Below are 19818 nucleotides of genomic sequence, written 5' to 3' on the forward strand. Positions count from 1 at the left end.
TTCACCTACCCTTACATTTCTTCTACTTGATCTTTCTTCCAAGTACGTAATCCCCAGATGAAAAAACCAATTAAGAAGAATGCAGATGGTGCAAGAAGTGCCATACCATTAGTTTGGTACCAACCGCCTTCTCCAGTTGTTGCTAAAATAGATATTCCAAAAAGTTTTCCTGATCCAAGTAGCTCTCTGAAAAATCCAACAAATACTAGTACGAGTGAATAACCAATTCCGTTACCAATACCATCAAAGAATGACATGATTGGAGGGTTTTTCATCGCGTATGCTTCAGCACGACCCATAACAATACAGTTCGTGATGATTAGACCGATATATACCGACATCGACTTAGCAACGTCGTAAACATATGCCTTAAGAACCTGATCTGTCACGATTACAAGTGAAGCAATAATTGTCATCATAACGATGATACGAATTGCACTTGGAACGTGGTTTCTAATTAAAGAAACAAAAAGATTTGAAAAGGCACAAACAACAGTTACCGCTAGGCACATAACTGCTACTGATTCCATCTTTGTTGTAACCGCAAGAGCTGAACAAATCCCAAGGATCTGAAGTGCAATTGGATTATTTTCAAATAATGGTGAAATGACTGTTTCTTTAAAGTTCACTTTTCACCTCCACATCTTGAGTGTATTTATCAATGAAAGGTCCAAATGCATCGTCACCCATCCAGTAGCGAACAGTTCCTGTTACACCATTAGCTGTAAGAGTTGCACCTGAAAGACCATCGATATCAAAGTTACTCGCATCACGTGCTTCACCTTTGATAACTTGAATCTGAGGATTCCCATTTTCTCCAAAGATCTTCTTACCTGGCCATACTGATCTCCACTGAGGGTTATCAATCTCACCACCAAGACCTGGAGTTTCACCGTGAGAGTAGAACCCAATACCTTTTACAGTATTAAGATCTGTCTCAAGAACTAGGAAACCGTACATTGTTGACCAAAGACCTTTACCGTGGATTGGAAAAACAACAGACTTAGTCTCTTCACCATCTTTTACAAAGAAAACTTTCGAATACTTTGCACGGAACTTAATTCCCGCCTTATCTTCTTTGGCAGGAATTGAATAATTCATCTTTGAATCTTTAGCTGCTTTAACAGCATCGTAAGAAGCAACATCAATATCAGTTACATAATCACCAGTCTTAAGGTCGACTAGCTTTTCTTCGATTTGTTTATACGCATCTAAAATCTCTTTCTTTTGAGCTGTTGCTTTTACAAGACCAGCAGTCATCAGAAGATTTTTCTTAACATCTAAAACTTTATTCTCATCTTGAAGTGGCTTCAATGAAACCGCTGACCAAGATACGACAACTGAACAAACAACACATAGGATTGTTGCTACGATCAGAGTTTTTGCAGTACTATCATTACTCATCACTGCCCCCTTAAACCGTTTTATATCCATTTGCACGTTTTTTGATATTTCCTTGAATAACAAAGTAATCAATTAAAGGTGCAAAACAGTTTCCGAAAAGGATTGCAAGCATAGTACCTTCTGGGAAAGCTGGGTTAATAACACGAACAAGAATAACCATGAAACCGATTAAAGCACCATAGAACCAGTGTCCTTTGTGTGTCATAGAAGCTGATACTGGATCAGTTGCCATAAACACTGTACCGAAAGCAAAACCACCAATCACTAAGTGCCAAAGTGGAGTTACAGAGAACATCATATTTGTATCAGAACCGATAGCATTTAGAATTGCCGAAGTAACAACAGCTCCAAGAACCATCGAAAGCATAATTCTCCAAGATCCAATACCTGAGATGATTAGAACCGCTGCTCCGATTAAACAAGCAAGAGCAGAAGTCTCACCCATTGAACCAGGCATAAACCCTAAAAATGCATCTTGCATTGAAGTTGTGATTGCTCCAACACCGCCAAGTGCAGCTTGAGAAAGAGCAGTTGCACCAGTGAAACCATCAACAGCAGTCCAAACTGCATCTCCCGAAATTTGTGCAGGATAAGCAAAGAAAAGGAAAGCACGAGCAGTTAGTGCAGGGTTAAGGAAGTTCTTCCCAGTCCCACCGAAAACCTCTTTACCGATAAGAACACCGAAAGAGATCCCTACAGCTACTTGCCATAGAGGGATTGTCGGAGGAAGAGTTAGTGGGAAAAGCATCCCAGTAACAAGAAAACCTTCATTAATTTCGTGACCACGTACGATCGCAAAAAGAGCTTCCCAGAAGCCTCCAGCAATTTGTGTCACTAGAAAGATTGGGAAGAAATAAAGGAATCCATGCAGAAGGTTTGCTACTAGGCTATCTGGAGAGAAGCCTGCACCAAGTGCTAAGATGATATCAGCACGCCAACCTTCTGGAGTCATACCAGCTGCAGCTAGAGCTGAGTTGGCCTGAAAACCAGTATTGTACATTGCCATAAACATTGCTGGAATAAGAGCAATAGCAACAGTGATCATTAATCTTTTTAAGTCAAGTGCATCTCTAACATGAACTGAACCTCTCGCCACTCCACCTGGAGTATAAAGGAAAGTATCGATCATTTCATAAACAGCATAAAACTTTTCGAATTTCCCGCCTTTGGCGAAGTTATCATGTTGAGAATCTAGAAGTTTGCGCAACATTGTAATTATCCTTCTTTCTCAATAGTAGTTAAACTTTCTCTTAGAGCTGGACCGAAATCAACTTTACCAGGGCTTACGAAAGTACAAAGCGCTAAATCTTCTTCATCTAGCTCTAGACAACCTAGCTCGATTGCATAGTCATCATCTTTCGTTACAAGTGCTCTTAAAAGTTGAGTTGGTAGCATATCAAGAGGCATTACTTTTTCATATGACCCAACTGGAACCATAGCTCTATCAGAACCGTGAGTAGCAGTTGTGAAATCGAAAATCTGTCCTGGCTTTAACCAGTGTAAGAAAGTACGCTTAACAGAAAATTTATTAAGGCCTGGCTTATGCCATCCTAAGAACTCTCTTTCACGTCCTTCAGTAAGTAGAGAAATTTGGTTATGGAAACGTCCTAGGTAAGAAAAAGTTCCAACCATTGCACGTCCACTGAAAACAGAACCTGAAACAACTCTCACCTCACCTTGTCCAACTTTACCAGAAGTAACTTCACCTAAATGAGCTCCTGGAACAGTTTTAACAAGTGTTGGGTTTACAGATGCTGGACCTGCAATTGAGATAATTCTTTCTGTTGATAATTCTCCAGTAGCAAAAAGTTTACCAATAGCAATTACGTCTTGGTAATTGATTGACCATACAATCTTATTTGCATTTACAGGATCAATAAAGTGAATGTGAGTTCCTGCGTTTCCTGCAGGGTGAACACCTGAGAATTCCTTTGTTTCAACTTTAGTTGTTGAAGGCGTTGGAATATTTGCACCAGCTGCCTTACAAACAAAAGTTCTTCCGTCAGTCAGCTTTGAGATTACCTCAACACCGTTTACGAAATCTTCGCTTGCTTCAGCAATTACTACTGCTGGATCAGCTGCAAGTGGATTTGTATCCATTGCTGTTACGAAAATCGAATGTGGCTCAGAAGCTAAAGCTGGTGCTTTAGAAAATGGCCTTGTTCTGAAAGTAGGCCATAGACCTGATTCAACGAGAAGAGCTTGAACATCTTCTTTTGCTAAATCTTTTACTCCCGTGCCTTTGTAGTTTTCAAATGTAACTTGCTCGTTACCTGAAACTTCAATTACTAAAGTTTCAAACGCTCTTCTTGCACCACGGTTAATTTCAATAACCTTTCCGCTGATAGGTGCTGTATAAAGAACACCCTCAACTTTCTTACAAGAAAATAACGCCTGACCTTTTTTAACTTCGTCACCTACTTGAACAAGCATAGTTGGCTTCATTCCAACATAGTCTGGCCCAGTAAGAGCGACTTTAGTCACTTGAGGTCCTACCTCAATCTTTTGTGATGGCTTCCCACTGATAGGAAGATCCAATCCTCTCTTAATGTGAATCATAGCGACAAATCCCGTTATCTTGGTTTGTTAACAATAAAATATTTATGAAATTATTAGTTTTTTAACAGAAATACATAAAGTTGTAACCCTAATTTTAACTAATCACGGCACTCGTTTAAGAGACCACAACGCATTAAAACAAAGGCTATTGAGTCGACAATTATCGACCACAACATTTCTTGAATTTCTTACCTGAGCCACAAGTACATGGGTCGTTGCGTCCAACTTTTACGCCATCTCTCTTAACCTGCGCTACGATTGGCTCACCGTCAACGAAGAACCAGTCTCCATCAACTTTAACAAACTCAGAACGCTCATAATGCACATGGTCTTGTCCACCTAGGCCAAAAGTTGCCTTAAACTCAACCATTCCCCAGTCGTCCCTCTCTGTCCCCTCTGCAGTGTCAACGATCTCAAGGCCCTTCCACTCAGATTGTGATGACCATGCCTTGATTTCATTTACATCCATATCCTCTCTATGATCTGGATGTGTTGAATCAACGATAAAATCAATATCGCCGATTGTATAAGCAAAGTAGCGTGCACTCATAAGTTGAGCAGCAGTTTGGGCCTTGGCCTCACCTTTAACAATTGCTTCACATGTCTTTGTATCAAGACCAGAATTACTCATAATAAACTCCATTTAATATCGATATAATAAGTCGGTAAAATTCGTGTTTGTTTCATCAAAATATACCTTGCTTTCTAGTAGTCGACTAGAAATAAATGTAAAATGCTCCCTTAGCATTTTCTGGTATTTCGTACGACTTCTGCGAATTGCGTATTCGTCTTTGAACTCAAGGTCTTCAATTTGGCGATCCAACTCTTTATCCGTTGGAACAGTTAGATAAAAATACTTTAACTTCGAAGCAAGAATTGGCAAACAGTACTCTATCTCTTCATCAGTCAGGTACTGAAAGACACTCGTACACACACCAAGATCAAATGACTTCTTGGTCTTTTCATTCTTTCGACACCAGCTAACAATATCTGTTTGTTCTAACTTAAACTTTGTTGATTCAATTTTGTTTATTTTACGTTCTCTAACAACTTTATAAGCATATTCACTCGGCTCAATACCATGCGCTTTGTATGGTTTAAACTCTTCAAGAAGCGCTTCAAATAAGTGTCCAAGGCCAAAACCTAAGTCGACAATTGAGCTAATATCAATATACTCTAAACCAAATAAATTTTTAATATAGCCAACGTGTTGTTCCACATTACCTATTCCATCCATTTGATCAGCTTCCTCGTAGTTGACGTCCCAATAGTCTTTCGAGAACCCTTGTGATCCATTTTCTTTCATGTTGATTTAACCTTTAATGTCTTTCTAACTAAGTATGCATTCGAAATAAAACGGTAGATACCCACCGAGAAAATTGCCCCCCAGAGGAGCAAGAAGGATTGATTCAAATAGCTTAAATAGGCCAGAGGAAGAAAGCATGTAAAGAAGGCGATCAGCATGTGTCGTCCTAGAAAGTCGAAGCGATTAATTCCAAAGACTAGGCCATCGTAGACATAGGCAATCGACACCGGAATCTGAGCAATGGCAAGAAAGTATATAATCCCATTTATAGCCTCATGAATACTTTCATCATAGGTAAAAAGTGAGACTAGAGGACCATTTGCAAAAGTAAAAATAAGACAAAAGAAGACTCCGATGGCCCCACCCATAAAAAGTAATTTATGGTAGATCTCCTTCAAATACTCATGGCCTATATTTCTAAAAAGTGTTCCACCAATAATATTTCCAGAAGTGGCCACACCATCTGTGAAGAAAGAAGCAAATAGCCAAAGATTTAATATAATTTGATGGGCCGCAAGCGCTTTTAAAGAGATAGAGCTTGCAACTTTAGTGGCCAAGAAAAAACTTAATGTTAAGAAGGCCGAACGCATGAAGACATTAATCGAGCTTTTTCCCATATGAAACGCATCGGCCAGGATAATTTTTTGCGATAAGAAAAGATGGCGAACCTTTTCATGGATAAGTATGTAGTAGAGGCTAATAAAGAAGCCAATTGCATTAGCAATAATTGTTGCGGCTGCAACACTTGAAAGTCCCATATTGAGTTGATAGAGCCCAAGGTAAGACAAGATAATATTTACCGCAGTGGCCACACCAATAATACCCAAGACAATATTTACCTTTGCCATTCCTCTAAGAACAGATAAGGCCGACATGAATAATAAAATAAAAACATGTCCATAGAGTCTCGTTAAGAAATACTCATCACATAAAGAGTAGAGATCTTTCGTTACACTTAAAAATTCATAAATAAAGTGTCGAGTCGGAACAAAGATCAATACGAGTAGAAATCCAATCGAGAAAGCAATTAGAAATGTGAGTTTGATAAGCGAGACAACATTTTCATACTCACCTTTAGCAAGTTTCTGAGAGATCGCTTGAATAGGTGCGTGTACTAAGAAGTTAAACATCCATGTGATGGATGACATAATTGAAACACCGATGGCCATAGCGGCCAGCATATTAGTATCAAAATTTCCAACAAGGGCCGTATCGACAATTGAGCTTAGTGGCTCAAGCATCGATGCGAGGATAGAAGGAATAGAAAGGGCCCAAAGGCCCTTATATGTTAACCAATCACGGTTCAATTTTTCTTCTTTTAAAATTTATTAGTATTTAGTTACTGCAGAGAAAATTGCAATAAAAATTAGTGCAAGAATTAAACCTAGACCAAAAAGGCGATTTGCTTTCATGCGTTTTGCAAGAATTGGCCCAAGAGCAGATACTGCAACCCATAATCCAACTTTAACTTTAACCCATAGAGGCCAACCTTCTCCATGACTAACACCGATACGAGCAAGAAGCCCCATACCACCTACAAAAAGTAGGAAACTTGCAATACCAGAAGTAATTTTAAACAACTTTCTGTTTTGCGCTTCAGTACTTACAAATTGGGGTGCAAAGGCCGCAACCATAAGAACAACCATAAATACGTGAAGTACTTTGTAAAATTCATAACTCATTTCTTTTCTCCATTTCTCTCTTCAAGACTCGTCATTTTGTCATTTAATATACTTAAAGTTTTATTTATTTTAGCTAGCTCTCTTTCTAACATTAAATCTTCTCTATGTAGACTACTTTGCATCCCTTCTACATTTCTTTTCAGGGCCTGTACACGTTTTCCAGTTGTAAGAAATTGTCGACCAAGCATAACATTGGCAAAAATTGCAGTATAAGTAGCAAATAGGCCCGTACCAAAAATCATTAGAACGATAGCTGTAACTCTTCCCCAAAATGTAATAGGAGTAATATCTCCATAACCAACAGTAGTTATTGTGGTAAATGCCCACCAAATAGCATCACCAAGCTCAGTAACTTTTGGATTTTGTCCATTTTCAAAATGTAGGAAGACGTAGGCGAAAATAACAACACCGAGGTTACCTATGATAGTTATAAACCAAAAGGCAACAGTTTTGAATAAATAGATAAAGCGTTCTATAAATACACGAAAACCTGAGCGCAAAACTAACCTCTTCTACAAAATTTTAATTTACTATATAATATTTAATATGAGCTATTTTGGAAACAGCAATAAGGGAGAAAAGATCTTTCGCGGTGCATATAACTATTATCGCAAAGACAACCTCTATGCTGAAGAAACATTTGAAGTTTATCGCAGGCCCAAACTCCACCAAATCTACTTTGAAGGAGAGATGCTCGCACGAGTTATGACGGGAGAACTACTAAAGATCAACGTCGCTTACACTGTTGATAAAGAATACACTCCTGTAAAAGTTCAAATCATAAAAAGTCTTGGGGAGCAAATATCTAAAGAGATATTCTTATTTGACCATTCAACTAGTGAACTAAAATATCAATTTGAGTGTGATGGTGAAGTAAATCGAGAGTCTATTACAACATCCCCAAAATTCTACGTAACCACTCCACTAAGTTGCTGCAGTATGCTCTTTCTTTGGTCAAAGAAGTTTGATTCAGTTGGAAAAAACTACTACTCATTCTTTTCGACAAATAATCAATGGAAGTATGAGGGCCCAATTATCAATAACAGTATAATTGTAGAACGAGCGGCCCAAACATCAGAATCAATAAAGATTGCGGGAACAACAGTTACAGCTGTTCAGTACAAATTATTTGAAAAGACAGAATCAGAAGACAGTAAAGACTTAAAAGTCACACCAGATTTTCTAAACATCTGGCTCTCTCAGCATCAAACTATTCCATACATTATAAAAGACAAGCAAGGTACTAATATTACTATTAAATATCTTAACAGCCTCGATCGCAGTTAAACACATAAAAGCTTTAAAGTTAGTTTCCATAAAACATAAGAATAATTAACGTCAAATAATGTATAAAATAGATATATGAGAAGTTATTTTTTTACATTTAAACTTTCTTTACTCCTAATCACATCTTCTTGTGCGAAAATTTCTATTAAAAGAAGTGATATAAGCAATAAGGGCCAGCTCCACCTTTCAAAGCAGCTCTCTCCTTTTATGTCAGATGGATGTTCAAAATGGCCGAATGGAACACTTGCAAATCCGGACGCATGGCTTAAGTGTTGTTTTGTTCACGACCAACAGTATTGGCTGGGAGGTACGGAAGGCCAACGTTTTAATGCTGATCAACAATTAAAGGCCTGTGTAAAAGAAGAATTTACTGATTGGATGTCAATCATCATGTATTTAGGAGTTCGTATCGGAGGAGGGCCACAATACCAAACTTCCTACCGCTGGGGATATGGATGGAACTATGACAGAGGTTATATCCCCCTAACTCAAGAGGAGATTGATTATGCCAAGACAATAGCTCCCAAAGAATTTGATGATATAAAAAAATACATAAGGAAGACAAAGTAATGAAGAGCAAATTACATCTAATTATTCTTCTTATTCCCTTATTCACAATTGCCCAAGAGATGCCAATGAATCGAGTTAGCGAGGAGAAACCACGCTATTTTCCAATCTGGGGAGATGAGGCAAAAAAGCGAGGCTACACTCTTCCTCGTCCCTATGGAGTTAATATTTCAAGAGTAGAACATGATGAAAGATTTGGTGTAAAAAATGCGACTTTAAATGGTGAAGACCTATTTGAAGCTCTTCCAGTGACTGGAGATGTAAAGGTCGATACTGAAACAAAAATAAATATGATTCGAACTGATTTTTGGCTACTACCATTCTTCAACTTATATCTTGGTTTGGGTCAAATTCACTCCAATATAAAACTTGAATTTAAAACACAAAGGCCCATAGTCGGTAGCCAACAACACAATATCCCGTTTAAAGCAAGTGGAACTGTCGCAAACCTTGGAGGAGTCCTAGTTGCTGGTTACAATAGCTGGTTTGTCATGACTAATTTTAACTTAACCGATGTAATCATTGAAAACGAGCTTGATGTAAATCTGTACAGTATTGCATTTAGAGGCGGATATAACGCTGGAAAGCTTCAAATTTTTACAGGCGCAATGTATATAGACAGCAATATTCAAATCACCGGCTCACGCCAAGATATTGTACTTAACGTAAGCCTTTCATCTAGTGGTTGGCATGGACTTGCTGGCCTAAACTATGAGATTAACCGTGAGTTTGGACTAACAACAGAACTAAGCTTCGGTGAGCGTTATATGTACCTACTCGAGTTTGGATATCGATTCTAATCCAGAGTATTCACAAAATCTTTAGAGGCCTCTAAAGCTTCTTTAAAATTTGTGCGATGGATTTGGTACGGCTCCATCTGTTTTGTAAGCTTTGCCATTGTAGAATTCTTCCACTTTTTCACACGTGAATCAATGACAACGACAGCACCTGCATCGGTCTCTGTTCTAAGTAGTCTTCCAAGTTTTTGATGTAAATTTCTTGTTCTATGGGCAAGGTAGTAGTCTTCAAATTCGTTACCAATATTTGTCTCATAATATTCGCGACGAAGTCGAATAACTTGTTCCATAGAAAGGTCAGGAATTTTATCAATAAAGACAAATCTCAAGGCATCACCAGGAACATCAATCCCCTCGCCAAAAGATTCCATTCCAATCAAAATTCCGTTTCCACTATCTTTAAACTCTTCAACTACATTGGCGCCCATACCTTGAACAAATACAGGGAGCTTGCCTTCAAATTTATCAAGCATATACTCCACGGCCTTTTCAAATCGAGCACGTGCTGAAAATAATAACAAACTTCTACCATCAATATCTTCAATAAATGGAGTTAAGCGATCACAAATTGTTTTTACAAAGTCCTTATCATAAAGAGACGGAGTATCATCACATAAGAATACCTTCGTACGATTCTTATAATCATAGACAGAAGGTAAATAGAGCCCTGTTCTAAAGCGTCTTTCAGGTTCGCTATAAAGGTAACCTGTCGACCACTCCATCCCGCGACTACCTTGATCTCCGTGTTCATTTCCTAGCGTTGCAGAAGTGTAAACAACCGATGAAGAAGTTTGCAGAAGTTGGTCATGTAAGATGCGTCCAGTATTAATTGGTCCTGCACTTAGTAAGAATCCTTGCTGTTCATGATATTTCATCGAAAGAGAATGAGGCTGAGAAGAACTTTCAATCTTTAATAAAACGGAAAGTGCATTCATCACATCTTCAAGCTGTCCCACAAATGCCTCAAAACGTGTCCAGGCCGTAATTTCACCTTGGCCTTGCATATCACTTACCTGCCAGCGAATCGTATAAGGGTACAACCTTTCATGAACAGACTTTAGAAGATAGAAAATACTCTCCAGATGGTGGAAGACACTTAGGCGAAGTGCTTCTTTTTCTGTTGGCATAATCATTGGAAGTTCATTCCAGAACTTATCTGTATAGCGAGGCATCTTTTTAAAGATCATCTCAAACTTCTCAGGAAGTTCGAATAAGTGATCCCTAAGCATTGAGGCCGTATCAATCGATAACATACGAAGAGAAGAAATCTCTTCTTCTTGATTCTCATCAATCATCGTATTGATTAAATAGAAAAGAGAACCTAAACCTTGTAGGTTTTGGAATTGCTTATGAAGGCTTTCAAGATCACTTTGTGCAACTTCAGCAGAGAAAGCTTTTGTCGCCTCACCTTCAATTTTATGGGCTTCGTCTACCACGACATAGGCAGGTCTTGGAAAAGACTTTGTCCAAGAAAACATCAGTGCATGGTTTCCAATAATAATATCGGCTTCCTTTGCATCTCTTAAACCTCGAATATAAGTACAATTGGCGTAGAATGGACACTGCTTACTTGAACAAGCACGGTAGTCTACGGCCAAGTCTTTTTGAGCTTGTGAAAAATTTTCAAGCTTCATGCGAAGAACAAATGGAAGATCATCTTTAGAGATCATATGCTCAAGAGCACTATTTGAGTTGTGATAAAAAAGAGATTCAAAGTAGATATCTGAAAACTTATCTTTTAATTCACTACTTTGTGAAAAAAGATCTTCTTCATTTTGTCTTTGGGTGAAAAGAAGCTCACAAAAGTGGTTACTTGAGCCAACAAGCTGACGAATCTTTAAGTCCTTAGGAGAGACACCTAAGAGCTTATGAAGAGCTGGTACATCCTTATTCATGGCCTGTGCCTGAAGAGTCTTTGTTCCCGTGGCAACAAGAACTTGCTTTTGTTCACTTAGAGCAAATAAAGCACTTGGTACTAAGTAACCAAGGGTCTTCCCTGTCCCTGTTGGGGCCTGAACCATTGAGTGAATGTGATTCTTAAAAGACTGACCAACTTTAAGGGCCAAATCTTCTTGTGATTTACGGTATCGGTAGCCATTAAATAGAGTCGAAACCTTTTCTTCATTACTGAAGATATTCTTCACATTCTGACCATTAAAGGTCATATCAAAATTTTGTTCATATACCTGCTTATCTTCAAGTGTCTTTGGGTAGGCCCATTCTAATGCCATTTCAATATGAGCTGTCGGTTCAAAATCAATTTGCTCAGATATTTCAAATAACTCTTCTTCATAAAGACATAAAAACCTAAAGAACCAATAGTCTTGAAGAGAGTATTTATGCATTAAAGACATCATGAAGTTATACTTTCCAGCATCCTTCTTTGTCATCAGAGCAGCAACAATGACAACCTTTAGAAGGTCCACTGAATCCTGGAAGCCTCTGTGTAATTCCTTCTCGGCCAAACCAAAGCCAACAATAAAGTTTTCAAGCTTCAGTGAAGACATATGTGGGAAAAGAAGTGATAAGAAGTACAGAGAGTCTTGCCAACGATGGCCTTCTCTAAAGTCCAAAGTCTCAAAATGATGGTCTAAGAAGCCGGCTTCAAAATCAGCGTTATGAGCGAGAATGTCATGGCCATCTAACTCTAGAACTTCACCAATGACATCATCTAAAAGCGGGGCACGTTTTAGCATCTTATTATCAATACCAGTTAGCTTTTGGATGAATTTAGAAATTTCAAAACTTGGGCGACACAGAGATTCATATTTATGAACAAGTTTAGTTCCTTCAAATTGAAGAAAACCAACATCAATTATTTCATCAACACTGCAATCTGCCCCCGTTGTTTCAATATCAAGAAGTGCCCATTTGCCTAGTGTGTTATTATCTGTATTCATCGTATCCATGCTTCTTTACTGCTCCCATTGGCCCGTGGCCTTTATTTAATTTAACATTGTTAAATCGTATTGATAATCACCTTTTTATGCCTTATTCTAGGCTACATATTATTAATATTTTAAATACGTAAGGGTGCGCCATGTCTTCTGCGACATTTTTTCAAATTCAATCATTTCTGATCCTTTCTTTAATGATTTATGGAGTAACCCAGAGCAAAAAGCGCCAAAAACACGTAAAGATAATGTCTGGTGCGATGATTTGGGATGTTATCTTAATTCTACAAATAGAGTTAAGCCGCAGTGCTATAGACAAAGCAATGGAAGTTTTCCAATCGCAAACAGCACTTAAGATTCACCTATTCTTTGCTGTCTCTAGTGTCTTACTTTACATCGCTATGGTTATTTCGGGCCTTAAGGTTCTAAAAGGAAACTCAGGCTTTATAAAAAAGCACCGCTACCTTGGTATCACGACTCTAGCATTTAGAATTTTAACTTTTATCACAAGCTTCTATGCAGCTTCAAAAGTTGCACTATAAGTAAAAGCGAAAGCAGAAAGCGAGTATTTTATGTTATTTGAACAAGTAAAAACTATCATTGAAGAAAATATCAAAGATTCACAAGTAATGGTCTATGACCTAACAGGTGGTGGTGATCACCTTGGTATCACAATCGTTAGTGATGAGTTTAAAGGCAAAATGCTTCTAGCTCAGCACAGAATGGTTATGGATATTTTGAAGCAGAAGTTAAGTGAAGACTTACATGCGGTCCAGCTGAAAACTCTAACTGTTGAACAAGCACAAGCACAGGGACTTGTTTAAGCGACAGCTATTCAATGACATCAAAATTCACATCAATAAATGGAAGAGATACATCCTTGCGCTTAAAGGTAAGGCTTTTAAAGCCATCTCCTATAACGAACTCTTTATATTCTCCATTTGGCCTTTTGATCCCACGAAAAAGTTTGCCAAGAACTTGATCGTTATCCCTATAGGCCTTTAATCGATAACGAATAATACGGGCCCTTGCAATGTTAACAGAATTAGCAAGGCCATAAACAAATGGAATATTACGCAAGAAATCGTCTTCATCATTGTAATAATTCATACTTCTAATATCCCAATTAATGAACATATCGTCTTCAATATTTTCCTTTACCAAATTCTTAGAATTTTTAGACTTAACCCATCCAAGATAGTTATACTTTACAGGAGGATTTTCTCCTGGTTTTTTGCTATCTTTACGAACAGGCAGGTTTGTATATGCATAGATTAGGGCATCCTTTCGCCAAATTAAATCCTGCGCATCATCCTCAACTCCTTGACGATAGAGCTTATTATTTAAGTTATTATTATAATTGAATCCGTGAAACTCTGTTCCATCATTATATGCCTCACTAGGGTTTAAAATGACTTCTTTAGAAAAGAAAGGATCTTGAATAAGGAAATAAATCGATGTTGAATATGAACCAACTCCAGAAGGAGTCTTTAATGTGATCTTTCTTTCACAATCTTTTTCACAAGTTACATCAAAGTAGAAGTCGAAGAAATTCTTATTATTCTCATCTTTAAATTCCAAAGACCCCAATGAAAGCTTTGCAAGAGAGAGGTCTTTACTTATTACTTGTTCAAATTGACTCAAATTAATAGTTTCTAAAATCTCTTGTGTTACTTTCTTATTATCTTTCTTGTATCGACTAAAAAAATGAGTAGCAGATAAGAGAACAACTCCGGCCAGTCCAGATGCAACAAGAACTTCGACAAGAGTAAAGCCTTTCTTATTTTTTAACAACTTTAACATTTATTCCCCAGAAATGATAAATTCATAATCTTTAAATCCTTCAATATATGACCTGTGGGTAACTCTTATGACAAGTTTTAAGAGACCTCGGTAATTTGGATGTGGAATAAGAACATAGCCTAGTCTTCCCGGACATAGAGGACACTCTTCCACAGAAGTAACAAGCTTATCATTCCAGGCCAGAGGAAGGTTTTCATTTAAGTCTTGCACACTTGTCATGGATAAGAAATCATCACTATTTAGGTTCATTTGAAATAATGCACTATTTGAAGAAATTTTTCGATAAAGAGAGTGCACAATATTGTACTGAACGACTTGGCTTCGTGACTTCTTATTCGCTTTTCTAAATACATTCTGACCTCCAATGAAGGCATAAATAAGAACACCAAGTAGTCCTGCAGTAACAACAATTTCAGCAAGTGAAAGTCCCTTACTATCTAATTTCATCTAAAGACTCCCCGTTTCAACCCAATAGGTTTGTATATTAAAACGACGATAACGATTTGGTATCTTAGACTTTGTCACGAGTCCACCATCATCTGGTAAGCCAATCTCTGGATCAACAGTTGTCCAGTTGTAATTATTTGGGCCCTCAAGCACAAAGTGAATTGGAGAGCATGTTCTTAAATCGTACTGTTCTTGTCTTGAGATATTCTTATCCCAAACCGTAATATTATTATTACAATTTAAAACATCTCCGTTGTCTCTTCTTCGAGCAAGCCATTTATACTCTCGAAGTTTTTCAATGGCAGCTGGATGCCAAATATTATAGAAGTCAACTCCAGCATTAAGAGCTCCACTAGGTATTTCTAATTTATTTACAAGTAATGTCCCCACAAATGTTAAAGGTGTAGACCTTGCTTCGACTACTAAGTTCTGACATGCATAGAAACCAAAGATAAAATCAACCTCACTAGGTATAATACATTTCTTAGTCACTGACTGATTTGGAATACCACCAGCATCTCCTGGAAACATATTGCCTTGATTAAAGCGATAAAGATCTTGCATCTCCATGACATCAGTTAAGGTTACTCCATTACCTCCAACATCGTACATCCATGAATGTAGAGTATTCTTGGTAAAAGAAATATCCCAAGAGAAATTATCATTATCAGGTATACCAGAACACTTATCTTTGAGTTCCTTACTTTCTGATAATGTTAGTCCGTCCTCCGGAATATAAATCTCATCACTTAACTTATCAAAAAATCCTTCCTCAGGTTTTCTTGGTGGTTCATTTGAAGAGTTGTCTTTTTTAAGAAGTGTCCAACCTCCTAGCTCTCTACCTTCGGCATTAGTGAACTTAACACCACTAAACTTTCCAACTTTATCCCTTAAAAACACGATATTTATAATATTAGGATTTCCTAGCTCATTTGGACCTGGTCTTTGAGGCTCACTTCGACGTGCACCAGAAACTGGGTTCGAACTATTTTCAATGGCAAAATCAAATGCTGTTATTGAAAGTATTATTTGTGATATATTCTTATAAACATCAGTATTCAGCTGATCTTTATTTGTTATGCCTAAATTAAAGTTCGTGATATTTGTCGAAGATGCAGACATTTTCAAATCAATACTAGGTTGATTTTTTAAAAAATCATCAATCTCTTTTAATGAATCATCCTTCAGCTTTTTATAATCATCTGACAGCTTTTCAATTTCACTTACACGTGTATCACAAGTGGCCTTTCTTAAAGGTTTGTCAGCATACTCACTTGAACAACTTCCACTCTTATCAGTATTAAACCCGGTACTGACGAGGAGACATTGACTAGATCTCACATTTGAATTTCTTGAGTCAAGTCTATTACATTTATCTTTCATACGACGAACGATATCTTCAAATTCATTCTCTTTATAAGTGTCGTCAAATTGTTCTTCCGAAACAGTTTCTTGATTCAAAACATCTTTAGATTTTATAAAGTTAATATTAGAATTTAAATTAATTTTAAACTGAGAATCTCTTGCTAATAAGATCTCTGCATACTCACCATTTACAGGTACAGTAACATCCATTTTCATGATCGGTTTTTCTGATTTTCCAGGATCTATATATGAAACAGTATTCTTAGTATTCTCTAATATCTTTATATAACCTTCTTTTTCACTAACCAAAGCACTAGGATAGCCATACTCCTTAAACTCATTTGAAATCGGAAGGTCCGTTTTAGATAATCCAACACTGAAACCACTACTCGCTTTTCTACCAAATAAGCGAGAATCACGAGTTTCAGAAAAGTTCTCTTCTAGTTTTCGCCAAATATCACACTTCTTAGCAAGGCCTGTATCTGTATAATAAACATTACCAAATAAGACAGCAATCCCCTCATCGACCTCATCCTCAAAGATGACCCCTCTCTTTATCGTTTTAACCATTGGATAAGTTGAATAAAGTTGGTCATCGAATCCACCATGACTTGGCGGTTCAAAATCTCCACTGCTTCCTTTAATACTCCCTCGTCCTAAGTGAATATTTGAATATAATCCAACAGGGGCATATGAAGAGGTCGGAATAATTAAATCATTATCGACATAGATTGGTGCATGAATATTTAATCCTTTAGCACTTTTTGAACCGGAGTACTTCGTTATATCAAAGTCTCCACCTTTAATAATTGCAAATTGATTCAAAGTACGAGGGTATAGCCCCACTAAACTACGTGCATAAGGCTTTTTAACGTAGTCTTCACATTGTGAATCATCTTTCATCTTCGCTTCAATATAAATTTCTATATAACGATCATCCCCAGATGTATAAAGAGCACTACTTTCAGCACGATTAAGTTTAATCAGCACTTCATCCATACAGTTTCGCAAAGTATGTGTGAGGGATAAGTTAATAGGATGACTTTTGCTCAGCTCTTCTAATGACTTAATTTTTACGATTGTTTCTACTTCGTTTAAGGCAGGCTCAAATCCAATTTCTCTATTATATTCATTTTGATATGCTTTCTTTATTGCTGTTACGGCAGTACTAGACCAAAGAAGCCTTTCAAGATTATATTTATTACTAATTACCTCATGCATATCACCAGAGCATTTTTCACTACGCTCCCAACTATCATCCATACACCAACGATTCTTTAATGCATGAGAAGTATAAGAGATCAGTCCTCGGGTAAAAGTATCAATTTCGGCGTTTATACGGCCATCTTTCTTCTTTTTCGAAACCACGTCTAGAACCTTATTAAGGTTCATAGTTAAGTATGCTGCTGCAACAGAGGCAAAAATTATGAATGCTAAGGCTGCGCCACCTTTTTCATTTTTTATTAATTTCATAAAATTCCATTTTTAATCAAAAAAATTACTAAAGAGCAGGAGAAAACCAAATGTCATAAACACTTCCATTTCGTCCATCTTCAGTAGTAAAGATTGATCTTTCTCTCGCTTCGGCCCTTCCTTCAAAGGCGATATGCCCCTTCTTATAATCTAAGCTTATTGATGTAACTCCTAACTTTAGGAGCGTTGTTAACTCGTAGCTTTCACTTACACCATTTCCATTTACATCATTCCACAATATAAGATTTGTATAAATGTCGTCATCAGCATCAATGACACCGTCATTATTTGAATCATATTTAGCAAGTGCTCTAAAACCATTTTCATATGTATTTTGATTACCAAATAACTCTAATGCACTATTAATTTTTCCATCTCTATTACGATCCAACGCAAGAAAGTATCCCTTCGATTTTGGTTCAACCCAATTTATGACTGGAACATCATTGATAAGTGGAAACGAACTTCGACCTAGAAATTGTGGTAGCTCAGAGTCGAAAAATAACATTAATGGCGAGTAATAAGAGCCACAGAATTGATTACGTCCCAAGAAAGCAGCTTTTATATTCAAACAATCCTCAAATTCATTAAGGCCAATACTACCTTTGTAATCTAACTTAACCCATTTATCTTCATCAACATTATGTTGAAAAAACTCAACACTCACATCACTTGATTTACCAGAAAACTTAACTCTCCCAGTACTTAAATCTCTTGCTCCTGTACGCTTAGGAACCTGTACCTCAGGTATGAGGACATTAACTTCCCCTTCATGAATTTCACTTTCAGCATTATTATTAGCACCTGAAACAATACTAGTTTCTACATCCATTGTTTCTTTACCGCGAATTCCGCAATTAGCAATTTCAGGCTTCTTGGTATAAGAAGACTTAGCAGCATAACCTGTCCCCTTCCAATTATAAAAAAACTTACATTTTACTTTCTTATTAAGATCGGCCTGTCCTAAAGGGTCACCTTTACGAGAGCAATCAAGATAGTCATTTAAGAAAAATTTTGCTCTATTATAAGAACAATTATAATCGACATTTCGCGATGAATTACCACTTTGAATTAAACACTTTACTTTATTTGTATCAGCTTCCCAACTACAAGACTGTCCATAAGTATTTGGCCAAGTAACTTGAGGCGAGAAGATAGTATTACTTTCAAATAACTTTCCACCATTTGATAGCTTAACGTTCATTTTAATATCACCGCCACGTGGATCAATTGAACTCTTAGCGTGACGAAGATTCGCACCATAACATGTCGGTGTAAGGGTAATATTTAAATGTTTAGAACGAAATTGGTCGCAAGAGTTTTTCTTAACAACATTACCGACTTGATTTAGCTTGACCCCAAGAGCTGTATTATTAGGTATAACTGAAATTCCTTGAGCGAAAGTCTGATGACCACTAAATATGATTAAAAATAAGAATGCTATCATTTCACTATTTCCTTTCAGTAAGTAATTTTCTTTAGTTTAACATCACTAATTTAAGTACTTTCAACTTACTGAATTCACAAAACTCAACAACACAAACCTCTTATGTACCTAAAAATATGTGATAACTATTCTTGGCACCAAGGTAACAAAATTTACTTACGAAGACCTTGTTTATCTACTAGCTCGTTAAACGACTCTTCGATCTCTTTAAAGTAATCGCCTTTTCTAAAAGTTACCTTCTCTAAAAATTGCTCTTTATCTTCTTGAGAATTGGCCAATTTTTTAAAATGCTGATCCAATCGATACAGTGGGCCAGCTATCTTATGAGACATCGTTAGGCCTAAATAAAGAAATAGCAAGAATGAAACGAGCACAGCGATTAGAAGAGAAAAACTTATAATTTGAACCTGCACATCCCAAAATCCTTGAAATGCTTGACTCTGAAAAAAACCACTCTCCTCTGCCATCTCTTTGACATTAACTAAGAAAGACAAAATTGTAGCAACAAAGAGTCCACATGAGATGAGGTTTAAAAATCCAAATTTAACGAGAAAGTGTTTTTGAAATTCTGGGTTTATCCAGATTTGTTTTAGACGGCGGCGGTTTTTGGCCATATCTGAACTCCTATAATATATATTTAAATACTATTATAGGAGCTTATTTAAGTAATTGAAATAAAGGAAAACTTATCCTTTATTCCTAGTGATGATCATCCATCATTGCATCATCAAAATCTTTGCATGCAATTGCAAGAGAAGCTGGAAGAAGGGCCCAGAAACCAACTAAA

20 protein-coding genes are annotated in these 19818 nt (G+C 37.0%); 5 read left to right on the forward strand and 15 right to left on the reverse strand.

Annotation, left to right across the window (positions count from 1 at the left end; translation table 11 throughout):
- Positions 1 to 11: 11 nt before the first annotated feature.
- The 9 genes from M902_RS06030 to M902_RS15800 form a co-directional block, all read right to left on the reverse strand.
- Positions 12 to 629, reverse strand: a complete 618-nt coding sequence (locus M902_RS06030) for an NADH:ubiquinone reductase (Na(+)-transporting) subunit D (protein ID WP_021266549.1) — start codon at positions 627 to 629, stop codon at positions 12 to 14.
- Complete coding sequence (locus M902_RS06035) at positions 619 to 1404, reverse strand: Na(+)-translocating NADH-quinone reductase subunit C (protein WP_021266650.1); 786 nt, start codon at positions 1402 to 1404, stop codon at positions 619 to 621. The genes M902_RS06030 and M902_RS06035 overlap by 11 nt, the downstream gene beginning before the upstream one ends.
- A 10-nt stretch (positions 1405 to 1414) precedes the next feature.
- The gene (locus M902_RS06040) at positions 1415 to 2620 is read right to left on the reverse strand and encodes an NADH:ubiquinone reductase (Na(+)-transporting) subunit B (RefSeq protein ID WP_040314200.1); all 1206 of its coding nucleotides are present in this window, start codon (positions 2618 to 2620) and stop codon (positions 1415 to 1417) included.
- On the reverse strand, positions 2620 to 3963 hold the full coding sequence (locus M902_RS06045; protein ID WP_021266856.1) for a Na(+)-translocating NADH-quinone reductase subunit A: 1344 nt from the start codon (positions 3961 to 3963) through the stop codon (positions 2620 to 2622). The genes M902_RS06040 and M902_RS06045 overlap by 1 nt, the downstream gene beginning before the upstream one ends.
- A gap of 160 nt (positions 3964 to 4123) precedes the next feature.
- Positions 4124 to 4594: a YchJ family protein gene (locus M902_RS06050; protein ID WP_021266912.1), complete on the reverse strand. Its 471-nt coding sequence runs from the start codon at positions 4592 to 4594 to the stop codon at positions 4124 to 4126.
- 12 nt (positions 4595 to 4606) lie between these two features.
- Positions 4607 to 5269 (reverse strand): class I SAM-dependent methyltransferase, encoded by a 663-nt coding sequence (locus tag M902_RS06055; protein ID WP_021266858.1) that lies wholly within the window; start codon positions 5267 to 5269, stop codon positions 4607 to 4609.
- Complete coding sequence (locus M902_RS06060; RefSeq protein ID WP_021266746.1) at positions 5266 to 6576, reverse strand: MATE family efflux transporter; 1311 nt, start codon at positions 6574 to 6576, stop codon at positions 5266 to 5268. The genes M902_RS06055 and M902_RS06060 overlap by 4 nt, the downstream gene beginning before the upstream one ends.
- 21 nt (positions 6577 to 6597) lie before the next feature.
- Positions 6598 to 6951: a SirB2 family protein gene (locus M902_RS06065; RefSeq protein ID WP_021266984.1), complete on the reverse strand. Its 354-nt coding sequence runs from the start codon at positions 6949 to 6951 to the stop codon at positions 6598 to 6600.
- Positions 6948 to 7451: a potassium channel family protein gene (locus M902_RS15800; protein ID WP_021266634.1), complete on the reverse strand. Its 504-nt coding sequence runs from the start codon at positions 7449 to 7451 to the stop codon at positions 6948 to 6950. Before M902_RS15800 ends, M902_RS06065 begins: the two co-directional genes overlap by 4 nt.
- Before the next feature lie 46 nt (positions 7452 to 7497).
- Here M902_RS15800 and M902_RS06075 point away from each other — a divergent pair, with 46 nt between their 5' ends.
- From M902_RS06075 to M902_RS06085, 3 genes are all read left to right on the forward strand, one after another.
- Complete coding sequence (locus tag M902_RS06075) at positions 7498 to 8238, forward strand: hypothetical protein (RefSeq protein ID WP_021266877.1); 741 nt, start codon at positions 7498 to 7500, stop codon at positions 8236 to 8238.
- Positions 8239 to 8313: 75 nt separating this feature from the next.
- A complete protein-coding gene (locus tag M902_RS06080) occupies positions 8314 to 8808 on the forward strand; it encodes a hypothetical protein (RefSeq protein ID WP_021267110.1) in 495 nt (164 codons plus the stop codon).
- The gene (locus M902_RS06085) at positions 8808 to 9605 is read left to right on the forward strand and encodes a hypothetical protein (RefSeq protein WP_021266968.1); all 798 of its coding nucleotides are present in this window, start codon (positions 8808 to 8810) and stop codon (positions 9603 to 9605) included. The genes M902_RS06080 and M902_RS06085 overlap by 1 nt, the downstream gene beginning before the upstream one ends.
- On the opposite strand, the gene M902_RS06090 is transcribed toward M902_RS06085, so the two are convergent.
- Positions 9602 to 12511 (reverse strand): helicase C-terminal domain-containing protein, encoded by a 2910-nt coding sequence (locus M902_RS06090; protein ID WP_021266780.1) that lies wholly within the window; start codon positions 12509 to 12511, stop codon positions 9602 to 9604. The genes M902_RS06085 and M902_RS06090 overlap by 4 nt on opposite strands.
- A gap of 131 nt (positions 12512 to 12642) precedes the next feature.
- Here M902_RS06090 and M902_RS06095 point away from each other — a divergent pair, with 131 nt between their 5' ends.
- Together M902_RS06095 and M902_RS06100 are read left to right on the forward strand one after the other, a co-directional pair.
- Positions 12643 to 13038 (forward strand): hypothetical protein, encoded by a 396-nt coding sequence (locus M902_RS06095; RefSeq protein WP_021266750.1) that lies wholly within the window; start codon positions 12643 to 12645, stop codon positions 13036 to 13038.
- A 30-nt stretch (positions 13039 to 13068) separates the two neighbouring features.
- A complete protein-coding gene (locus tag M902_RS06100; protein ID WP_021266574.1) occupies positions 13069 to 13320 on the forward strand; it encodes a BolA/IbaG family iron-sulfur metabolism protein in 252 nt (83 codons plus the stop codon).
- A 7-nt stretch (positions 13321 to 13327) separates the two neighbouring features.
- Here M902_RS06100 and M902_RS06105 read toward each other — a convergent pair whose 3' ends face one another.
- The 5 genes from M902_RS06105 to M902_RS06125 all read right to left on the reverse strand — a co-directional run bounded on the left by M902_RS06105 (position 13328) and on the right by M902_RS06125 (position 19645).
- On the reverse strand, positions 13328 to 14299 hold the full coding sequence (locus M902_RS06105; protein ID WP_021266852.1) for a type II secretion system protein J: 972 nt from the start codon (positions 14297 to 14299) through the stop codon (positions 13328 to 13330).
- Positions 14300 to 14746 (reverse strand): hypothetical protein, encoded by a 447-nt coding sequence (locus tag M902_RS06110; RefSeq protein WP_021267027.1) that lies wholly within the window; start codon positions 14744 to 14746, stop codon positions 14300 to 14302. It abuts the gene before it with no gap.
- On the reverse strand, positions 14747 to 17584 hold the full coding sequence (locus M902_RS06115) for a hypothetical protein (protein WP_021266556.1): 2838 nt from the start codon (positions 17582 to 17584) through the stop codon (positions 14747 to 14749).
- A 28-nt stretch (positions 17585 to 17612) separates the two neighbouring features.
- The gene (locus M902_RS15805; protein WP_021267090.1) at positions 17613 to 19031 is read right to left on the reverse strand and encodes a hypothetical protein; all 1419 of its coding nucleotides are present in this window, start codon (positions 19029 to 19031) and stop codon (positions 17613 to 17615) included.
- A 152-nt stretch (positions 19032 to 19183) separates the two neighbouring features.
- On the reverse strand, positions 19184 to 19645 hold the full coding sequence (locus M902_RS06125; RefSeq protein WP_021266708.1) for a hypothetical protein: 462 nt from the start codon (positions 19643 to 19645) through the stop codon (positions 19184 to 19186).
- Positions 19646 to 19818 lie beyond the last annotated feature (173 nt).

The sequence above is a fragment of the Bacteriovorax sp. BAL6_X genome (assembly GCF_000443995.1).
In the GTDB taxonomy this organism is placed as follows: Bacteria; Bdellovibrionota; Bacteriovoracia; order Bacteriovoracales; family Bacteriovoracaceae; genus Halobacteriovorax_A.